Below are 19,418 nucleotides of genomic sequence, written 5' to 3'. Positions count from 1 at the left end.
CTTCTTGATCAACGGCGCGGGGCGGGGCGGCGCGGGGCGGGGCGGCGCGGGGCGGGGCGGCGCGGGGCGGGGTGGGGTGGGGCGGGGTGGGGTGGGGTTGGGGTTCACCCGATTTGGGCGAGGTTGGGCGGGGGAGCGGCGGGGACCCGTGCAACGCCGGCCGTCCGCGTGACGCGAGCGCGGTGGGTGGGATTCCCGGCTCGGCAACTGGGAGGAGTGGACCCGATGGTGGACGCGACCACGAGGTTCTTCGAGGACCTGGACCGGCGGGGGTACGAACCACTGCTGGCCAAGACCTCCGGGACGCTGCGGATCGACCTGAACGAGGGGGCGCAGACCCGGCACTGGCTGCTGAGGATCGATCACGGCCGGCTGAACGTCAGTCAGGAGGACCAGGAGGCCGACACGGTGATCGGTGCCACCCCGGTCCTCTTCGACGACATCGCCTCCGGGCGTGAGCACGGCCTGGCCGCGCTGTTGCGGGGGGACATGACGGTGACCGGCGACGCTCGGCTCGTCGTACAGGTGGAGCGGATCTTCCCGGGTTCCCCGGACGCCCGTGGGCCGCGTCGGCGTTTCGCCGGGGAGGTGCACTGATGGGGCAGAGCAACACGATCCGGATCCTGGACGGCAACACGTTCGTCGTCTGCGAGGACACCGGGGACATCGAGGCGACACCGAGCGAGCCCACCGGGCTCTTCTCCATCGACACCCGGTTTCTGTCGACCTGGGTGCTCACCGTCAACGGTGAGCGACTCAACTCGCTCTCCTTCGACGACCTGCAGTACTTCGAGTCGCGATTCTTCCTGGTGCCGGGCATGGCCACGCACTACGTGGACGCGAAGCTGTCGATCATCAGGGAGCGCGCGGTGGGCGGCAGCTTCCGGGAGCAGTTGACCATCCTCAATCATGACGAGAAGCCGGTCGACCTGGAAGTCCGGATGGACGCGGCGTCGGACTTCGCCGACCTGTTCCAGGTCAAGGACGAGATTCTGAACAAGAAGGGCGAGATCTACACCGAGGTGGAGTCGGACCGGCTGCGCCTGGGGTACCGCCGGGGCAACTTCCGCCGGGAGACGGTGGTTTCCTCGACGATGGAGCCCCGGTACGACAACAAGGGCTTCGCGTACACGGTCCACCTGGAGCCCAACGAGCAATGGAAAGCCTCGATCGACGTCCAGACGCACGCGGTCGGGCCCGGTGGCCGGGACCTGCGTCTCGGGTTGCGCGTGCACGGTACGGAGCGGCTGGCCCTGCAACACGACCTGGAGCAGTGGATCGCCGACGCACCCAAGGTCAACAGTGAGCACGGCCGGGTGGCCAGCACCTACCGGCGCAGCCTGATCGACCTTGCGGCGCTGCGCTTCTCGCCGCTGTCGCTGGGCGGCGCCACCCTGCCGGCCGCCGGTCTGCCCTGGTTCATGACCATGTTCGGCCGGGACAGCATCCTCACCTGCCTGCAGACACTGCCGTTCACCCCGCAGTTGTCGAAGACGACGCTGCGCCTCCTCGCGTCCCTGCAGGGCAGCCGGTTCGACGACTTCCGGGACGAGGACCCGGGGCGCATCCTGCACGAGATGCGCTACGGCGAGACCGCGGCCTTCGAGGAGCAGCCACACTCGCCGTACTACGGCTCGGTGGACGCGACGCCGCTGTTCATCGTGCTGCTCGACGAGTACGAGCGGTGGAGCGGGGACGTCGCGCTGGTCAAGGAACTGGAGCAGGAGTCCCGGGCGGCGCTGAGGTGGATCGACAACTACGCCGACCTGGTCGGCACCGGCTACATCTGGTACGAGCGCCGCAACACCGACACCGGCCTGGAGAACCAGTGCTGGAAGGACTCCTGGGACTCGATCTCCTACTCCGACGGCACCCTGCCGCCGTTCCCGCGCGCCACCTGCGAGGTGCAGGGGTACGCGTACGACGCGAAGGTCCGCGCGGCCCGGTTGGCTCGCGAATTCTGGGGTGACCCGGAGTTCGCCGACCAACTGGAGCGGGAGGCGGCGGAGCTGAAGGAGCGGTTCAACCGGGACTGGTGGGTGGCCGACGGCGAGTACTTCGCGCTGGCCCTGGACCCGGACGGGCGCCAGTGCGACATCCTCAGCTCCAACATCGGCCACCTGTTGTGGAGTGGGATCGTCGAACCCGAACGGGCGGAGAAGCTCGCCGCGCACCTGGTCGGGCCGCGGCTCTTCTCCGGTTGGGGAGTGCGCACGCTTGCCGAGGGGGAGGCGCGGTACAACCCCATCGGCTACCACAACGGCACGATCTGGCCGTTCGACAACTCGTTCATCGCCTGGGGTCTGCGCCGCTACGGCTTCGCCGAGGAGGCCGCGACCATCGCCAACGGCATCCTGGACGCGGCCACGTACTTTGATGGCCGGTTGCCGGAGGCGTTCGGCGGCTACCCGCGGGAGTTGACCAAGTTCCCGGTGGAGTACCCGACGGCGTGCAGCCCGCAGGCGTGGTCGACCGGTGCGCCGCTGTTGCTGCTGCGGACCATGCTCGGTCTGGAGCCGCACGAGGGTCACCTGGCGGTCGAGCCACGGCTGCCGGTGGGGATGGGCCGCATCGAGGTGCTGGACATCCCGGGTCGCTGGGGCCGGGTGGACGCGTTCGCCCGGGGCCGACTGGACCTGGACAAGCTCAGCGACTGACCGACCCGACCGCCGAACCGGCGGTGGCGCGCGCCCCGCGTCGCCGTCGGCTCGCCACCCAGCCGATCTTCAGCCGGTCAGGGTAGATTCTGCGAATGCCGGAGCTCGTGTACCCGCCCGTTATCGCCGCCGCCAAGACGCTGTTCCGGGTCCTCGACCTGAAGATCACCATCGAGGGCGCCCACCACGTACCCCGCACGGGCGGGGCGGTGCTGGCCAGCAACCACGTCAGCTACCTCGACTTCATCTTCGCCGGTCTGGGCGCGAACGCGTCGGGTCGGCTGGTGCGGTTCATGGCCAAGGATTCGGTCTTCACGCACAAGATCTCCGGCCCGTTGATGCGGGGCATGCGGCACATCCCGGTGGACCGGCAGGCCGGCGCGGCCTCGTTCCGCGCCGCCGTGAGCGCGCTCAAGCAGGGCGAGGTCGTCGGCGTCTTCCCCGAGGCGACGATCAGCCGGTCGTTCACCGTCAAGGAGCTCAAGAGCGGCACGGTCCGAATGGCCCGCTCGGCGAAGGTGCCGGTGCTGCCTGTCGCATTGTGGGGCACCCAGCGCCTCTGGACCAAGGGTCGCCCGCGCACCCTGACCCGCCGACACACGCCGATCACCATCCTGATCGGCGAGCCGATCAACCCGGCGGACTTCCCGGACCCGAACGTGCTGGCCGCCGAGCTGACCACCCGGCTCAGCGCCCTCGTCGACCGGGCACAGCGGGACTACCCGGACGCTCCGGCCGGCCCGGACGACACCTGGTGGCAGCCCGCGCACCTGGGCGGCAGCGCGCCCACCCCGGAGGAGGCCGCCGCCCTGGACGCCGTCGCCGACCAACGCACCCCCAGCGCCTGACGCCGAGTTTGGCCGGATCGTTCCGTACCCGGGCAGGATGGTGTCTGCCGGCGCGAACGCCGTCCGGCCAGGATCGACGTCATGAGCAGAGCAGCACTCGTCGTGATCGACGTGCAAGAGTCCTTCCGTCAGCGTCCGATCTGGGCGTACGGCTCCAACCCCGACATGGTCCGCCAGGTCGACCGGCTGGTGGCTGCGGCCCGGCAACGCGGCGACCTGGTGGTCTGGGTCCTGCACTCGGAGCCCGGCACTGGCGGGTTGTTCGACCCCGCCCTCGGCTACGTGCGGCTGATCGAGGGGCTGGCCCCCGCCGAGGGTGAGCCGACGCTGGTCAAGACGGCGCACAACGCGTTCACCACCACGAACCTCCAGCAACTGCTCACCCAGGCGGGCATCGTCGACATCACCGTCTGCGGCATTCGCACCGAGCAGTGCGTGGAGACCACGGCCCGGGTCGGCGCGGACCTCGGCTACCGGATGACAGTCGTCACCGATGCCACGCTGACCTTCCCCATCCCCCACCGGGACCTGCCGGAGACCGCGACGGTGGAGGAGATCCTCGCCGACCCGCGCACCCTGACCAACGAGGAGATCGTGACCCGCACCGAGTACGCGCTGGCTGGCCGCTTCGCGACCATCCGTACCGTGGCCGAGGTCACCGGCGCGACCCTCGCCGGCAGCCGGGGCTGACGTCGTGACCCGGGTCGTCTTCCTGCTGGTCCCACAGCTGCACCTGCTGGACCTCGCCGGGCCGGCCCAGGTCTTCTCCAGCGCCGCCGACCTCGGGTACGACTACCAGCTGCACTACGTCGCGGAGCGCGAGCAGGTCCCCTCCGTGCAGGGCGTACCGCTGGTTGCCGACACCGGGTGGCCCGAGCTGGCCCCGGACGACCTGGTGATCGTGCCCGGTTGGCGGCCGGCGGCGCACGGGCCGCAGGGGCCGGTGTCCCCCCGCGACCTGCGGCGGCTCGCCGAGCACCACGCGGCCGGCGGCACGGTGGCCAGCGTCTGCGCCGGGGCGTACGCGCTCGGGCGGGCCGGGCTGCTCGACGGCCGCCGCTGCACCACCCACCACGAGGTGCAGGACGACCTGGCCCGCCGGCACCCGGCGGCCCAGGTCGTCCGCGACGTGCTGTACGTGGTGGACGACCGGGTCGTCACCTCGGCGGGCATCGCCAGTGGCATCGACGTGGCGCTGCACCTGGTGGCGATCCGGCACGGCCCGGCGACCGCCGCGAAGATCGCCCGCACGCTTGTCGTCTACGCCCGCCGCAACGGGCACGAGCCGCAGGCCAGCGCGTTGATGCGGCACCGCTCACACCTGTCCGACTCGGTGCACCGGGTGCAGGATCTGATCGACAGCCGGTACGCAGACCCCCTGCCCCTGGCCGAGCTGGCCGCCGCCGGCGGCGTGGCCGAACGAACGCTGACCCGGCTGTTCCGGGCCAGCACCGGCCTCACCCCGCTCGGCTATCAGCAGCTGCTCCGAGTGGAACGGGCCGAGCACCTGATCGGGCACGGCAGCACAGTGGAGGCCGCCGCCCGGGCCGTCGGATTCACCGATGCCCGGATGCTGCGCCGCCTGCGAGCCCGTCCCACGAGGTCGGCTCCGGTCTCGAGCGGTAGTAGTCGTCCCGGGAGAAGAACTCCACAGGCAACGAGCCGGGCAGCGTGATCCGGCTGTCGCCGGACAGCAGACCGGGGCCGGCCCGCAGCAGCAGCACGTCGCGCTCCTGGGCCGAGAGGTCGACCAGTTGTGGACGGGTGAGCCGGAACATGGCCACCGCCCGGCGGACCTCCCGGGTCAGCGCCACGACCTCGGCGGCCGCTCCGCTGAGGACCAACGCCGGCTGCTGGATGGTGCGCAGCGCGTCGCAGACGATCAGCAGCTGCGCCGACGCGTCCTGCGCGGTTGCCGGCAGCTCCAACCGGGACGGCCACTGCCAGCGGACCTGCCCGCTCATCAGGCCGTTCAGCCGAGCGGGCGGTCGGGCCCGGTGCGTGCCGTCGGCGACCAGTGACAGCTGTAAGCCACTGCCCACCCAGCAGATCCGCTGATCGGTGACGGTCACGGCGACCGGCTCGGGCAGCTGCCAACGGCAGCGCGCCTCGCTCGGCCCGAGCAGGTAGCCGGCGACCAGAAGCCGGTACCGCCCGAGCAGCCGCTCACCGGGCCTCGGTCGCAGGTTGTAGTGGCGGTCCAGGGTCGGGCCCACGTCGTCGTCCGGGGCGTCGAACCGGTGGGGACCGATGAAGAAGGGGGAAGCGTCGGCGTGCATCGTCACGACCTTCCGGTCAGCTGGCTGTGTATTGAAGCCTGGCGGACCGCAAGGGCCCCTGTCATGACGCCTGTTAGGGGGTCGGCCGGTCGTGTGTCGCCTGTGACCGGTAGATGCCGATCTCCTCCGGGCGGACGAGGCCGTCCTCGATCGCGCGGGCGAGTAGTGCCGCCTTTGTGGCGGCTGGCCGCCCCGCCCGGGTGTACTTGATCCGCGCCCGGTCGACGTACTGCTTCACGGTGTGCTCGCTGATCTGCATCCGTCGAGCCACCGACGCCTTGGACATCGACTGGAACCAGAGCAGCAGCGCCTCTCGCTCCTTGTCGGAGAGCATCGGCCGGTCCGGTCGTGGGTCGCCGACCATCGCCCCGGCCAGCGCCGGTGGCACGTACGGGCGGTCGCTCGCGGCGGCCAGCACCGTCTCCACGCAGTGTTCCCGGCCCTCGTGCTTGGCCAGGAACGCCACCGCCCCGGCGTCCAGCGCGGCGAGCATCGTCTCCGGGTCGGTGTGCTCCGAATAGACCACCACCCGCCGCCCGGCGGCGCTAGGCTCGGCCAACTTGTCCAACGCCATCCGTCCGTGCAACCGCAGGTCGAGCAGGACGACGTCGGCGTCCGGCGCCGCCCGCAGCACCTCGTCCGGGTCGTCGCCGGTGGCGAGCACCGTGAGCCGCGGCTCGGTGGCGAGCCAGGCGCGGACTCCCTCGACCACCACCGGGTGGTCGTCGACGATCGCCACCCCGACCGGCCGATCGCCGGTCACCGCCGCCACCGGGTCTGCGCCCATCTGATGTTCCCGTCCCGTTCGTAGAGGTACTGCACCGGGCCGTCGTCGTGCGCCCCCGGGGGCGGGCCGGTCGCCTCCGGCCCTTCCCGGTCCGGCGTGACGAGGCTGACCACCACCTCGTCCGCGCCGGAGACCACTGTCAGTCGCGCCCATCCCCGGGCGTCGGCCAGGGTGCCGGTGAGCGGGTCGGCCAGCCGGCGGCGGACCTCCACCGGCAGCGGCGGCGGGGTGCCGATGGTGACCAGGTCGATCGGTAGGCCGTTGCGTTCCGCTAGGTCGGCGGCGGCTCGCAACTCGTGCAGCAGCGGGTCGGGCACATCGTCGGACTCGGCGATCAGTCGGCGCAGCCGGGCGGCGGCCAGCATGCACTGGCGCTGCACCTCCGGGTCGTCCGGGTCGGCCTGGCCGTCGGCCAGGTCACCGAGGACCCGCCCGGCCGCCGAGCTGACCAGGGCGAGCCGGTCCCGGCGTTCCTGTAGGCCCCGCTCGGCGGCATCCCGCTCCGCGGCCATCGCGTGACCGGCGGCCGAGACGGCGGCCCGCTCCCGAGCCAGGCCAACGATGACGGTGCTGCCCACGAACACCGCCACCGGCAGCGAGAACGTGCCGTAGACGTACATCACGTAGCGGGCCACGTCGGCCGGCTCGGGGCCGTGCCCGAGCACGGCGACCAGCGCGATCAACGCGTGCGTGCTCAGCAGCGCGATCAGCCCCACGACGCGCCGACCCCACACCGCCAGCACGAAGAACCAGCCGAGCGTGCCCCACACCCAGTTGGCGGCGGTGAACAACTGCCGCTCACCCGCGGCGGCGAAGACGGCCGCGTCGACGACCAGCAGAAGCGCGGCCAGCGGCCAGGGCGGCAGCGGCGAGCCCTGGAGCAGCCGTACCCCGGCCACCGCGCCGGTCGCCGCGACGAGGATCCAGGCGCCGAGCACCACCGTTGGCGCGGCGAACTCCGCGCGGGCGCCCAGCACCGCCGGCAGTGCGATCGCGACGTGCCAGGCCAACGCGATGGCGACGGCGGCGATCCGGGCGCCCCGGTCGGAGGCGTGGGCGACGGCGGCCGGCGCGGCGAGCGCCGCGGGGGAGATCGGCTCTCGGGGCGGCGGAACGCTGGGCCGGTGTGGTGCCTCCGGCGCGTTGGTGGGGTGCGCCGGGGCGTTCAGGTCAGCCGACACCGGGCCACTCCAGTCGGATCCGGGTGCCCGCGCCGACCGCCGAGTGCACGTCGGCCCGCCCACCGACCGTCGCCATCCGGCCGCGGATCGACTCGCGCAACCCGTACCGGTGCGCTGGGACGGTGGCCAGGTCGAAGCCGGGGCCGTCGTCGGCGACCTCGACCACGACGCCGATCGCGTCCCGGGTCAGCCGCAGTGTGGCCCCGGCACCCGGCGCGTGGCGGACCACGTTGGACAGCGCCGCGTAGGCGCTCTCGCTGATCGCGTCGGCCACCCCGACGGGGACGGCGCAGGACGCCAGGTCCAGCTTTACCGCAAGCTCGGGCAGCCGGTCGACCACCATCCGCAGGCGTCCGTCGAGCGGGACCGGGCCGTCGCCGGCCACCGGGCTGACGTCGCTGAGCGAGACGAGGGTACGCAGGTCGGCCGCGCACCGGTCCCGGAAGGCGGCCGAGGGCCCGGCCACCGCGCCCAGCCCCACCATGGTCAGCGTCCCGAGGACGGTGTCGTGCAGGTCGCGGTTCTGTTGGCGTTCGGCCTCGCGGGCGGCACGCGCGACCAACGCCTCCCGGGTCAGCCGCTGGTGCTCGGCGAAGGCGCGGTCCGCCCGGCCGATGCGTCGGCGCATGACCCCGACCATCATCGCCGTGCAGGCGGTCTGCGCCAGCAGCGTGGCCGCGTGGGCCCGAGCTTCGGTGGGGTTGCCGGCCGCCTGCGCACCGGTCACGTAGGTGGTTATCACGAGCAGCCCGGCCGGGATCGACCAGCGCGCCAGGGCGGTGGCCTGGGTGTTGATCACTGTGGTGCTGGCCAGCACGGCGATCCAACTGCCCTCGCCGGGCAGCACCTCGGGCGCCACCAGCACGGGGATGAGGAGGCAGGCCAGCGCGGTGACCGCCACGTCACCGGCGACCAGGACGGGGCCGATGCCGTGGTGCAACGCGCGGTGGGCGTACCAGAGGGACCAGCCGGTCAGTACGGCCACAGCGGGCAGCAACACCGCCTGCTCGACCGGCGGGGTCTGCACCGACACGGCCACCGCCGCGCCGAAGAGTCCGCAGGTCAGCCGGAGCAACGCTGGCAACGTGGTGAAGATGAGGCCCAGGGCCCCGCCGGCCGGATTGTCCAACGTGGGTGGCGGCACGGCTGGGGCGGCAACGGCCGGCATCGGGAAGTGTCCCTCCGACAGCGACCCGGTCCGGGTCTACACGGCGTAGATCGACATCGGACAATAGCATGGCTGACGGTGACGAGGTGACCCGTTGTATGCGGAGTGTCGCTGACGCGTCGCTCTGCGCTGCAGGTTGGGGCGGGTCCCACCGGTGCGGTGCCTCGACCAGCCGGGCGGAACCAGGCGCCTCCGCCGTCCGTCTCATCCCCGGGTGGAAGGGTGGTGGGCCGGATGCGCTCGTCCCGGACGGTACTGGCGGTGGCGCTGCTCGGCATGGCGCTGAGCGGCTGCGGGGGCACGGAGATCGGGCCGGGCGGGGCCGACGAACCGGCTCAGATCGTCGACGGATGGACCTCCTGCGCCAAGGAGGCCCCCCGGGCCGGCGAGATGATTCCGGTGCCGAACGCGGAGACGTCGCCACCGGCCGGACAGGAGCCGACGATCGGTCGCATCGACCCCGCGTTCACCCCGGTCGCGGCAGTGATCTGCGGGCGGGAGATTCGGCCGGGCCCCACCGGCGGCCAGGAGCAGATCGCCACCGAGCGACGTGCCGAGGAGATTGCGCCGCTGCTCAGCGCGCTGCGCCTGCCCAGCGAGCGGGTCGGCGGGGAGGTCGCCTGCACCCTCGAGATGGTCATCCCGCCGTGGCTGGCCCTGCTGGACGACCGAGGACGCTGGCTGCGGCCGCACATCCCGACCGATTCCTGCGGCAAGCCGCGCGCCGAGGTGATCGCCGCGTTGGCCGGGCCGCAGTCGGCCACTGTGGACACCCGTACCGTCCGGCAGATCGAATCCGCGGCGGCCGAGGCCGCCGGCTGCGCGCAGCAGTGGACGGACATGGTGTGGGTGGAGACCCGCAACGGCCGCCCCGGGCCGCCTGGGCCGGCCCGCTCGGCCGTCGGGCCGCTGCGGCTCTGCGTCTACCAGGTGCCCGCGTCGCTTCAGGAGGGCGAGAAGCCGGCCGGCGATTTCGTGTACGGCGGGCAACTGCCGACCGAGCGCCAGGCAGGCGTGCTCCGGGCGCTGAACAACCGCCGGGCGGTGGTCGACTGTTCCACCCCGGCGACCCGATTCGCGGTGTTGCGGCCGCTCGACGGGGCAGGCCCCGACCGGTACGTGGAGCTCGACGGCTGCCGCCGATTCCTGGTCGCGCCGACGACCGGCGGTGCGCAGCTCGGCCAGGGTGACGACGCGCTGGCCGCCCTGCTGGGGCCCGTCTAGTGCGGTGTCACCAGGTGTCGGGGTGGTCGATATCGCGGGCCGGCCGGTACCCGCCGAGAATCGCCAAGCCCTCCGCCTCGGTGTAGCCGTTCCCCCGACCCTTGCGGAATGCCTCTACGTAGCACGACTTGATCACCATCTCCAGCACGTCACTGCCTTGCCGACGGACCCGGTAGGGACCGGCGACAAGATCCCCGCGCCGGGCGTCGTAGCCGGCCGGGGCGAGTTGCGCCCGAACCGTCAGCCAACGGCCGGATGCGTCACCGACCACCAGAGACCCCTCGGCGAAAGAGTCCCGCGCCGACCGCCCGAGCGTGACCGAGCACTCCAACAACCGTCCGCCGGGCGGCAGCGACTCCAGGCGGAACGGCACGACGCAGCGGTGGGCACCGTCGAACCGCACCCGGCTCGCCGTGCCCGTCGCGTCGTCACGGGTGGTGGCGTAGATGTCCAACTGCGCCCAGAGCCCGTCGGCGGGTTGCCAGCGGACGAACCACAGCTTCCGGTCGCCGGACGGATCGAACCAGGCGACCCCCGCACGGCCGCCGACCCGTACCTCGGTCCGTGCCTGCGGTCGTCCCTCCGAGGACAACGTCTGCTGAAGCTCATTCAGCAACACTTCGGTGCGAGCCAGCGCGAAACGGGCATGACCGCTCGGGCCCCGGAACTCGACGCTCTCGATGCCGCGCCCGGTGCGCCACGAGGCGAAGTCGGCACCGCTCACCAGGGCATCGGCCGTGAAGTGCACAGTCGCGGGATCGGCGCCGACCTCCTCGGGGCGTACTGTCGCATCGCTCTGCGCCTTCGGCAGCATCAGCGCCGCGGCCGGCATGATCGAGTCATCGGTGCTCCAAACGCCCGGGATTGCCAGCACCACCGAGGCGAGGGCGACACACGCTGCTGCCACGCTCCCGGCGATCAACCCCCGCCGACGCAGTCGAAGCCGACGGCCGCGAGCACGGGCCCGCGCGACGATCGGTGTCGGGTCGATGTCGCCGCCCGCCCGACGCTTCAGCGTGCTGGCGAGCTGCTCGTCGAGGTCGCTGAACATCAGAAGTCTCCTGCCCGTGCGGGGGTTGCCGCTTCCTGCCGTTGGCGCAGCGCCGCCAGGGCCCGCTTCGCATGGGTGCGAACCGTCCCGGCCGAGCAGGCGAGGATCTCAGCGATCGAGGTGTCGTCGAGATCCTCGTAGTAGCGCAGAACGATCACGGTGCGCTGACGCGCCGGCAGCTCACAGACCAGCCGCCACAGCGCGTCGCGCTCGGCGACCCCGGCCGCCTCGTCCACGGTGCCCGCTTCATCGAGTACGGCCGCGACGGCGATCTCCCGGCTGCTACGCCGACGCCACCAGGATTTGTGGGCGTTGACAAGCATGCGCCGGACATAGGCATCCGGACGATCCGTGCGCGCGATGCGCCCCCACCTCGCGTACGCCTGGGCCAGGACATCCTGAACCAGGTCCTCGGCCCGGTGCTCGTCGCCGGTCAGCAGTCGGGCGAGCCGCACCAGCGCCGACGTGCGGGCGAACGCGTACTCCTCGAACGTCACGCCCTATTAACGCCGTAGGTCGGCCCACCCGTAGACGCCTGCCGGGCACTTCCTGCGAAGCAGAACCGCCGTGACGCGCCTACCTGTCGCTGACGTAGGTGCCCCGCTGCGTCAGAGCTGTTGGACGATCTGGATCGGGTTGCCGTCCGGGTCGGCCGTCCAGGCGATCAGCAGGCGATCGAGCCACCGGTGCGGTGCGGCCAGGGCTGGGGCGCCGCTAGCCGTGAGTTCGGCGTACGCGCCAGCCGTGTCGTCGGTCCAGAGGATCACCGCGGCCCGCTGGCCCTGGGGTACGGGGTCGAGCCCGTGATCGTCGCGGGTGGAGGCCACCGAGGCGACGCCGATCTTGTAGCCGTCGAGCACGAGATGCCATGCGCGCTGCTGTCGGCCCCTGCGCCTCCCGTAGACCTCGCCATGCCCGCAGAAAAAATCTATGTGCGAAGCGCTAGATATTCGTGGCGTTGTCGGCTAACGTTCCTGGGGTCGAGAACAGAGCTAACAAAGACGCTGACGTAGCCGCCCCCCACGAGGGCGAAGGAGTGGGCCAGGGAAGTTGCAGGTCCTGCTCAGTTCGGCGGCAGACATCTGCCGTAGTTCGGTAGTACGCAGAAGGTTTTGTCTGTGGTGTGACAGCGGGTGGGGCCAACGCTTGTTCAGGGCTTCACCCGAGGTAAGGAAAGCTCGTCGTACGTGTCGGGGCCATGAAGTCGCGTGGGGCTCGGACACCGACGGACAGCACGGAGTAAGACAGAGGAAATCAGAGGCAAGGGAGGGCATTACACCGTTGGATCGCCCGCTACCAGTTGCATCTGTGGGCTGGGCGCGGACACCGCAGTTTCCCTCGAACGAGAGGTGGTCTCCGGTCACGCTTATGCGATCCTCGCACCCGAAGCCGTCCCTGACGGCTGGTGCGGACAAGACAAGCCGACGCTCTGTCGGTAGATGGTGTTCCTGACCCACAACCCTTGGGCCCCGGTGCTTTCGAGCACCGGGGCCCTCGTGATGGAGGTTTCATGGCTCAACCCGACGACATGCTCGACGATGAGGACTACCCCGCCTACACGATGGGCCGTGCCGCCGAGATCCTCGGCTGCTCGCAGGACTTCCTACGCCGACTGGGCGACGCGAAACTGATCGACCCGCAGCGCTCCAGTGGCGGGCACCGCCGCTACTCCCGCTACCAACTACGCCTCGCCGCTCGAGCCTGGGAGATGTGCGACCAAGGCACCGACATGGCCTCGGCCTGTCGGATCATCATTCTTGAGGACCAACTCGAAGAGGCCCTTCGACGCAACGAGCGCCACCAGCAGGGCTGAGCACACCGTCCGCGCGGGCTCGCCCGCAAAGTGCAGCCGAACGCTATACGGTCCCTCCCGTCAGGGCAGGGACCGTCTGTCGTCTGTAGAAGCGCCGCGGTGGGGGCGGTAGCCGCTGACCTGCGGTGAAGTGGGTGCGCCCGGCAGGATTCGAACCTGCGGCCTTGGGCTCAACCCTGTCTGACTTGGAGGGGCATCATCGCTCGACGGCCAGCCGCACGCCCAGCCCTATGAATACGCCTCCCGTCGCTGTGTCGATTCGGCGGCGAGCGGCCTGCCGGCGACGGAGCCATCCCCCGATCCGCCCTGCGAGCACGCCCACCGTGCCGTCGACGATAAACTCCAGGACGATCAGAATGGCGCCGAGGATCGCGAACTGCGCCCAGACCTGACCCAGTTGTGGGTTGATGAACTGTGGGAGGAACGCGATCGTGAAGGTCACCATCTTCGGGTTCAGTAGGTTGGTTAACAAGCCACTGAGATAAGCCCGGCGGCCCGAAATGCCTCCACCGACGACTGGCAACTCGCTCTGCTCGCTCTTGCGGTGCCGAATCATCTGCACACCAAGGTAGATCAGATAGGCGCCTCCGACGACCCGTACCACCGTGAAAGCGGTCGGCACTGCCGCGAAGAGAGCGGCCAGCCCAGCGGCCGCCACGGCGACGTGAACCACCTCGCTCGTTGCCACCCCTGCCGTGGCGAGCAGGCCGGCGCGCGGACCGCCGCGCATCCCACACCCCAAGACGAACAACATGTCCGGCCCGGGACTGACCATCGCAATGATCGTGGTCAGGGTGAAGGCCACGAGCAGATGCTGATCTATCGGCATGACAAGACCATTCCACATGTCGCCACAGCCCGGCGGGTCTGGCCCGTCACCCGAGACACAAGCAGGTTGAAGGGGCGACGTGCGAACAATGGCGAGGTGATCCGCGGAGGCACCTCTGAGGAGGATCGGGGTTCGGGGTGGAGCCCCGAGGTCTTCAAGGTCTTGTGTCCCGTGAGCGTGGCCGGCCAGCCCGGCCGATGCCGGCCGGAGGTCGCCAGCAGGCCGGGGCCGGGCCGGCGCGGCCCGCTTTGCGGGCCGCCCTTGAGGTGCTGCGGGTTCACCGCCTGGAAGCGTTGTACGTCTGCGCTCTGACGGTCGGGCTCCGCGCGGGGAGCTGCTAGGGCTCGCGTGGTCAGATGTTGACTTCGATGCCGGCGCCCTTACCGTTCGGCAAACCGTGCAGCGGACCGAGGGTCGCCTCCAGCTCGTGGCGCCCAAGACTGAGCGGTCTCGGCGGACGGTTCCGGTGCCTCACCCCGGACGGTGATGAAGGTACTCGGGTGCGGCCAGATCGGGCTGACGATGAACACCTACGCCCGTGTCCTGCCGGCGATCGAACCGGCCGCCGTGGATGAGGCCGCGAAGCACCTCTTCGGCTGACTTGGCTGTACGGAGGCCCGGATGATCGCCTCGACCGGGAGTGGAAGCCGCTGACCTGCGGTGGAGAGGGTGCGCCCGGCAGGATTCGAACCTGCGGCCTTGGGATTAGAAGAAGGTCAGGGATGGCTGATGGGGCGGCTGTGTCCCTGGTCAGCCCGTCCGTCATTGTCGGGCAGCGTCGGCGCTTGCAGGCGGACTTGGCTGTACGGATGGCTGTACAGTTCCCGCGCATGAGCAACGCCGACTCGCAAGACGCACCTGGCGGATCTGGTCCGGCAACCGCTGCGACGTCGGGCCTGGCTACCCGGTTGGCGCACGAGCTGGCCGGCGCAGCAGAGGTGAAGGTCGAGAACCTCCAATGGGGCCTGTCTGTGACGATCACGCCGACAAATCCCCACGCTCGCGCCTTCGGATGGGCCGACTTCGAGGACGAGATCGTCCTACAGGTTGGCGAGTACGGCGGCAGATGGAAACTTCGCCCGGTGCCCGAGGACCTGGCCTTCCTCGACGACGTGGCTCGTTCGGTCGTCGCGGGACGCGTCCGAGAGGTTCTTGCGCGGAAACGCTCCCTCATCGAGGTGGTGATGCCCGATGGGTCGGTCGAAACCGAGGCCGGTTACGAGGGCCTAGCTGGCTGCCTTCCGCTTCCCGCCTGGCGTCGCCGGTCCCGCAGCGTTCAATACGCGCCGTACAGTTCATCCCCCTGAGGCTGCCGCCTCGCGCCTCTACCTAAAGCCCATCTCCGCCGTGAGTCCGCACATCGTGGAACGGGCCTGCTCCCCGGTGTCAACACAACGATCCACCGTGTTGATGAAGGTGCTCGGCCACAGCCAGATCGGGCTGACGATGAACACCTACGCCCACGTTCTGCCGGAGATCGAGCGGGCCGCCGTGGACGAGGCCGCGAAGCACCTCTTCGGCTGACTTGGCTGTACGAATGGCTGTACGGAGGCTGTGGTGATCGACGGGGCCTGGTCCGGAAAGCCGCTGACCTGCGTTGGTGGGGGTGCGCCCGGCAGGATTCGAACCTGCGGCCTTGGGATTAGAAGTCCCCTGCTCTATCCGCTGAGCTACGGGCGCGTGTGGCGTGGATGTCGCGCCCAGAGGGTACCGCCGTCCCACTGCCCGACGGCGAAAAGGGTGCCCGCGTCCACGTCGCCGAGCAGAGTCTCACGTCCGCCTCGTAGCGGGCATCCGGGTTACCGCGGACCGGCTTCGCCCCGGACCGTACCTTTGGCTGGTGCTGCTGGATTCCGACGCCGAGAGCGACGTCGCCTACGAGCTGTGCCAGGTCGTTGGTCGCGCCATCCTGCCGTACCGGTCGTCGGCTGACGTCGGTACCGCGTTCTTCTTTCGGGGCGGCGACGACCCGGTGGGGGAGTCGCTGCTGACGGCGGCCGACCTGGTGGGTGCTTCCGGGGGCGAGTTGGGCCTGCGGACGAGCGTCACCGAGCCGGCGGGGGTGGCCCCGGCGGTCATTTCCGAGGCGGAGATCGTGCCCGGTTGGGCTCGCTTTGCGGGCGACGGGGTCGCGGTGCTGCCGACCGCTGGCCTGCACCGGTACGCCGGTGACGGCGGCTGGCGGTGGCGGGTCCAACCGGTGCCGGCGGGGATCGCCGCCGGGCCCGAGGTGGTCGCCCGCCTCGGCGCCGACGCCAGTTCCGCTTTCGTGCTGGCCCTTGGGGTACGCGAAGACGGGTCACGCCCGCTGGAGGTCGCGATCGAGCGGGTGGTCCGCGCCGGGGACGCCGTGCTGATCACCACGGGGCTGCCGCCGGGGTACGTCGGCGCGCCGGTCTTCATCGTTCAGGCTGACGCCACCGGTGAGGTCTCCCCGTACTGCCTGGGCCTGGTACTGCCCGGCGTTGGCGAACACCCGGTGGCGACCTTCGACCGGATCCGTGCGGTCCTCCCGGCGACGCCCGGCGACGTCTGAGTAACGCTGTCCGGCCGGGTCAGCCGCCGGGCGTGACCGCCCCTGCCGCGTCGGCCGTCCGCGTGCTGGCCGGGTTCGCGTCAGCTGTCTGCGTGCTGGCCGGGTCCGCGTTGCCCAGTGCGGCGTCGACTGGGGCGGCGTTGCCCAGTGCGGCGTTGGCCGGGGCCGCGTCGCCCAGTGCCGCGTCGGCTGGGGCGGTGGGGCCGGCGGCGAGGAACGCCTCGGCCCAGCGGCCCACCTCGTCGAAGACTTTTTTCCGTACGGCGGGGCCGGAGAGCGTGAGGTCGTGCAGACCGCCGTCGAAGCGGGCCACTGTGACGTGGCGACCGAGGCGGGGCGCGTAGCGGACCATGTGCTCGACGTCCAGTACGGCGTCGGCCAGGGTCGCGTTGTCGTGCCACTTGGTACCCCGGAACGAGCGGGTCGAGCAGGCCAGCAGCACCGGCACCTGGATGTCCAGCCCGGCGCGGAGCCGGCGTTGCCCGGTGCGGATCGCGTTCAGCCAGCCGGCCCGGACCGGGAACCCGGCCAGCGGCTTCCACGCCAGGTCGTAGGTCCACTCGCCGCGGTGGTCGGAGTGGATGCTCTCGCCGTACACCGTGCCCAGCCCGAACGGGAGGATGCGGTGCGGCGCCCTGCGGCCCAGCCGGGACGCGGCGGCCGCGAGGGGTCGACGGACCGCCCAGGGGGCGTTCAGGTCGAAGAAGGGGCTGTTGAGCACCAAGCCGTCGATGGTGCCGGTGTCGCGGCGGGCATCCGCCCAGAGCGAGATGATCAGGCCGCCGGTGGAGTGGCCCATCGCCAGCAGGGTGTCGTGCCCGTCGTCCTTGCGGATGATCTCGGCGGCGGCGTCCAGCTCGGGGAAGTAGTCGCTGATCTCGTGGCAGAAGTTCGGGGTCTGGCCCGGGAGCAGACTGCGGCCGTATTTGCGCAGGTCGAGGGCGTAGAAATCCCAGCCCCGCTCGGCGAAGAAGTCGGCCAGGTGGGTCTGGAAGAAGTAGTCGACGAAGCCGTGTACGTAGAGCACGGCCCGCCCGGTGGGGCGCTCGGCCCGCCGCCGGACCACTGTCGCGACAACGGGTCCCTCGTCGTCGGTGCCCAGGTCGATCGTCTGCCGCTCGTACGGCGGCCCCAACACGTCCGGTTCCACGAACGCGACGCTACGCCGTCAACCTACCCAGCGGTAGCCCACGCCCCGCCCGCCCTGCAGGCCCCGCCTCCCGCCGCACTGCCCCGCCCCGGACCGCCCCGCCCCACCCCGCCTCGCGCCGCCCCGCCCCACCCCGCTCGCATCGATCATGGAGTTGTGGTGCCTCGCAAAAGGGGCGATTGTGAATCTAACGCCCACCACAAGTCCATGATCGACCGAGTTTTGGGGCGGGGCGGGTGGGGCGGGTCAGGCGGTTTCCGCGTCGGCGCGGAGGGCCGGGTCGGCGGGGTCGTCGGGCTCGATCTGCGGCTGGGGGAGGTCGCGCAGGTGCTTGTTGTGCCGGGGCTCCTGGCGGGTCTTGGCGTCGTTGAGCCGACGCCGCAGGTCGTCACGGACATCGTTGAGGGCGGCGTGCAGGTCCTCCTCGGCGGAAGTGGTGACGATCTTCTGCCGGCCGGCGATCCAGCACTCCAGGGTGACCTTCTGGCCGCGCGCCTCCCGGTCCTTCACCGACACCTCCAGTTCGGTGGCGTCGGCGTGGAAGCTGGCGAGCCGGGCGTCGAGGGTGGCGAACTGCTCGGCGATCCAGTTGCGGTCGCCCTGGGAGAACCCGGCGCCCACCCGCAGGCACTCACCCACGGTGGCCGGGTTCGCCACGGCGCTCATCGCCGCGCCTCGGAAGCGTTCGCGGAGCCGATGGTGGTGATCGTCATGGCGCTGACCCTCTCGTCGACGGGGAGCTGTGGGTGGTGCGTTGATCAAGTCCTTACCCAGTTCGGGCGGCCTGGGAAACCGTCGACGGCGGGTTGGCCGGGTCGGGCGTACCACATCCGGGCTTGATCAGGGCGTTGTCCACAGGTGGGTTCGTCATCCACAGGTCGGGGATGGGCGCTGGCGGCGGGCGGTCTCGGTGCTGATGCTCGATGTCGAGTCGACTCGCGCTGGCAGGCCCCGATCCCCCTGGAGGGACGATGTTCGACACTTATCTGACCATTGTCGGCAATGTGCTGACGACGCCGGAGTGGCGGCGTACGACCCAGAGCAACACCCTGGTGGCCAACTTCAAGGTCGCCTCCACCGCCCGCCGACTCGACCGGGACAGCGGCCGGTGGGTTGACGGCAACTCGCTGCGCGTCCGCGTCAACTGCTGGCGCAAGCTCGCCGAGGGGGTGGCGGCCTCCGTCATGGTCGGCGATCCGGTGGTGGTCTGCGGGCGGCTCTACACCCGCGACTGGACCGACGACGCCGGTAACCACCGCACGCTCTACGAGCTGGAGGCGGTCGCCGTCGGCCACGACCTGTCCCGGGGCCGGGCCCGGTTCCTGCGGAACCGGCCGAGCATGACCACCAGCACCGTGGAGGACGCGGAGGCCGAGAGCCGGGTGCACGGCGAGCCGACCGAGCCGGTGCCCGCCGGGCAGGCACCCGTCCTGCCCGACGATCGTCCGCTGGACGACGACTTCGAGCTGCCCGACTACGCCGAGCTGCGCACCAGCCCGTTCGGCAACGTCCCGGAGGACGACGACAGCTCCTCGGGCGGCGGGCAGCTCAACGTCCCGCCGGGCCTCGACGACGAGTTGGCCCCTCCGCCCGGGGCGGAGGACGACATCACCGACGGTGACCTGGACATCGAGTTGGGGCCGGTGCCGGACGAGGGGCAGCTGGAGCCGGCGCAGCCCGGTCGAGGGCGGCGTGGTCGGGGCCGGGTCCCGCAGCCAGCCTGACCGGTCGGCTCGGCCGTCGCGGGGTTGGGCGGCGGTCGAGGGCGGCTGAGGTCCCGTATCGGTCGCGGGTGCCGCGAAAAACGGCACCCACACGGCGCGGTGCGGCTGCGGTGCGATGCGGCACCTGCCGTGCGGTGCGGCACGTGCGGTGCGGAACCTGCCGTGCGATGC

Annotated in this window: 20 protein-coding genes and 1 tRNA gene; 10 read left to right on the top strand and 11 right to left on the bottom strand. The window is 71.0% G+C overall.

What is annotated here, in order from left to right; genetic code table 11:
- Positions 1–225: 225 nt before the first annotated feature.
- The 5 genes from ABZU52_RS09665 to ABZU52_RS09645 all read left to right on the top strand — a co-directional run bounded on the left by ABZU52_RS09665 (position 226) and on the right by ABZU52_RS09645 (position 5,180).
- Positions 226–597 carry an SCP2 sterol-binding domain-containing protein gene (locus ABZU52_RS09665; protein WP_354970618.1) on the top strand — a complete coding sequence of 124 codons (372 nt, stop codon included), beginning with the start codon at positions 226–228 and terminating at the stop codon, positions 595–597.
- Positions 597–2,657, top strand: a complete 2,061-nt coding sequence (locus ABZU52_RS09660; protein WP_354970617.1) for a glycogen debranching N-terminal domain-containing protein — start codon at positions 597–599, stop codon at positions 2,655–2,657. Before ABZU52_RS09665 ends, ABZU52_RS09660 begins: the two co-directional genes overlap by 1 nt.
- A gap of 95 nt (positions 2,658–2,752) precedes the next feature.
- Positions 2,753–3,505, top strand: a complete 753-nt coding sequence (locus ABZU52_RS09655) for a lysophospholipid acyltransferase family protein (RefSeq protein WP_354970616.1) — start codon at positions 2,753–2,755, stop codon at positions 3,503–3,505.
- An 81-nt stretch (positions 3,506–3,586) separates the two neighbouring features.
- The gene (locus tag ABZU52_RS09650; RefSeq protein ID WP_354970615.1) at positions 3,587–4,195 is read left to right on the top strand and encodes an isochorismatase family protein; all 609 of its coding nucleotides are present in this window, start codon (positions 3,587–3,589) and stop codon (positions 4,193–4,195) included.
- A gap of 4 nt (positions 4,196–4,199) precedes the next feature.
- Entirely contained in the window at positions 4,200–5,180 is a 981-nt protein-coding gene (locus ABZU52_RS09645; protein ID WP_354970614.1) for a DJ-1/PfpI family protein, read from the top strand.
- Here ABZU52_RS09645 and ABZU52_RS09640 read toward each other — a convergent pair.
- From ABZU52_RS09640 to ABZU52_RS09625, 4 genes are all read right to left on the bottom strand, one after another.
- Entirely contained in the window at positions 5,062–5,784 is a 723-nt protein-coding gene (locus ABZU52_RS09640; RefSeq protein ID WP_354970613.1) for a hypothetical protein, read from the bottom strand. The genes ABZU52_RS09645 and ABZU52_RS09640 overlap by 119 nt on opposite strands.
- A gap of 73 nt (positions 5,785–5,857) precedes the next feature.
- Positions 5,858–6,571: a response regulator transcription factor gene (locus ABZU52_RS09635; RefSeq protein ID WP_354970612.1), complete on the bottom strand. Its 714-nt coding sequence runs from the start codon at positions 6,569–6,571 to the stop codon at positions 5,858–5,860.
- Positions 6,544–7,665: a hypothetical protein gene (locus ABZU52_RS09630; protein WP_354970630.1), complete on the bottom strand. Its 1,122-nt coding sequence runs from the start codon at positions 7,663–7,665 to the stop codon at positions 6,544–6,546. Before ABZU52_RS09630 ends, ABZU52_RS09635 begins: the two co-directional genes overlap by 28 nt.
- A gap of 76 nt (positions 7,666–7,741) precedes the next feature.
- On the bottom strand, positions 7,742–8,920 hold the full coding sequence (locus tag ABZU52_RS09625) for an ATP-binding protein (protein WP_354970611.1): 1,179 nt from the start codon (positions 8,918–8,920) through the stop codon (positions 7,742–7,744).
- 234 nt (positions 8,921–9,154) lie between these two features.
- Here ABZU52_RS09625 and ABZU52_RS09620 point away from each other — a divergent pair, with 234 nt between their 5' ends.
- Positions 9,155–10,144: a hypothetical protein gene (locus ABZU52_RS09620; RefSeq protein WP_354970610.1), complete on the top strand. Its 990-nt coding sequence runs from the start codon at positions 9,155–9,157 to the stop codon at positions 10,142–10,144.
- A 7-nt stretch (positions 10,145–10,151) separates the two neighbouring features.
- On the opposite strand, the gene ABZU52_RS09615 is transcribed toward ABZU52_RS09620, so the two are convergent.
- The 3 genes from ABZU52_RS09615 to ABZU52_RS09605 all read right to left on the bottom strand — a co-directional run bounded on the left by ABZU52_RS09615 (position 10,152) and on the right by ABZU52_RS09605 (position 12,055).
- Entirely contained in the window at positions 10,152–11,195 is a 1,044-nt protein-coding gene (locus ABZU52_RS09615) for a hypothetical protein (RefSeq protein WP_354970609.1), read from the bottom strand.
- Positions 11,195–11,692: a SigE family RNA polymerase sigma factor gene (locus ABZU52_RS09610; protein ID WP_354970608.1), complete on the bottom strand. Its 498-nt coding sequence runs from the start codon at positions 11,690–11,692 to the stop codon at positions 11,195–11,197. The genes ABZU52_RS09615 and ABZU52_RS09610 overlap by 1 nt, the downstream gene beginning before the upstream one ends.
- 111 nt (positions 11,693–11,803) lie before the next feature.
- A complete protein-coding gene (locus ABZU52_RS09605) occupies positions 11,804–12,055 on the bottom strand; it encodes a hypothetical protein (protein WP_354970607.1) in 252 nt (83 codons plus the stop codon).
- A gap of 650 nt (positions 12,056–12,705) precedes the next feature.
- Here ABZU52_RS09605 and ABZU52_RS09600 point away from each other — a divergent pair.
- On the top strand, positions 12,706–13,008 hold the full coding sequence (locus ABZU52_RS09600; RefSeq protein WP_354970606.1) for a MerR family DNA-binding transcriptional regulator: 303 nt from the start codon (positions 12,706–12,708) through the stop codon (positions 13,006–13,008).
- Positions 13,009–13,204: 196 nt separating this feature from the next.
- On the opposite strand, the gene ABZU52_RS09595 is transcribed toward ABZU52_RS09600, so the two are convergent.
- Entirely contained in the window at positions 13,205–13,813 is a 609-nt protein-coding gene (locus tag ABZU52_RS09595; protein WP_354970605.1) for a LysE family translocator, read from the bottom strand.
- 854 nt (positions 13,814–14,667) lie between these two features.
- On the opposite strand from ABZU52_RS09595, the gene ABZU52_RS09590 reads away from it, so the two are divergent.
- A complete protein-coding gene (locus ABZU52_RS09590; RefSeq protein WP_354970604.1) occupies positions 14,668–15,144 on the top strand; it encodes a hypothetical protein in 477 nt (158 codons plus the stop codon).
- A 300-nt stretch (positions 15,145–15,444) separates the two neighbouring features.
- Here ABZU52_RS09590 and ABZU52_RS09585 read toward each other — a convergent pair.
- Positions 15,445–15,517 (bottom strand) — tRNA-Arg (locus ABZU52_RS09585).
- A 160-nt stretch (positions 15,518–15,677) separates the two neighbouring features.
- Here ABZU52_RS09585 and ABZU52_RS09580 point away from each other — a divergent pair.
- Positions 15,678–16,373, top strand: coding sequence for a hypothetical protein (locus ABZU52_RS09580; RefSeq protein WP_354970603.1), 696 nt, complete (start codon positions 15,678–15,680; stop codon positions 16,371–16,373).
- Between the two features lie 19 nt (positions 16,374–16,392).
- Here ABZU52_RS09580 and ABZU52_RS09575 read toward each other — a convergent pair whose 3' ends face one another.
- Together ABZU52_RS09575 and ABZU52_RS09570 are read right to left on the bottom strand one after the other, a co-directional pair.
- Entirely contained in the window at positions 16,393–17,523 is a 1,131-nt protein-coding gene (locus ABZU52_RS09575) for an alpha/beta hydrolase (RefSeq protein ID WP_354970602.1), read from the bottom strand.
- Positions 17,524–17,769: 246 nt separating this feature from the next.
- Positions 17,770–18,189 (bottom strand): HPF/RaiA family ribosome-associated protein, encoded by a 420-nt coding sequence (locus ABZU52_RS09570; protein ID WP_354970601.1) that lies wholly within the window; start codon positions 18,187–18,189, stop codon positions 17,770–17,772.
- Positions 18,190–18,494: 305 nt separating this feature from the next.
- On the opposite strand from ABZU52_RS09570, the gene ABZU52_RS09565 reads away from it, so the two are divergent.
- The gene (locus ABZU52_RS09565) at positions 18,495–19,247 is read left to right on the top strand and encodes a single-stranded DNA-binding protein (RefSeq protein WP_354970600.1); all 753 of its coding nucleotides are present in this window, start codon (positions 18,495–18,497) and stop codon (positions 19,245–19,247) included.
- Positions 19,248–19,418 lie beyond the last annotated feature (171 nt).

The sequence above is a fragment of the Micromonospora sp. NPDC005220 genome (assembly GCF_040607895.1).
Lineage (GTDB): Bacteria > Actinomycetota > Actinomycetes > Mycobacteriales > Micromonosporaceae > Micromonospora.
This window is presented reverse-complemented; position numbering and strand designations above follow the sequence as displayed.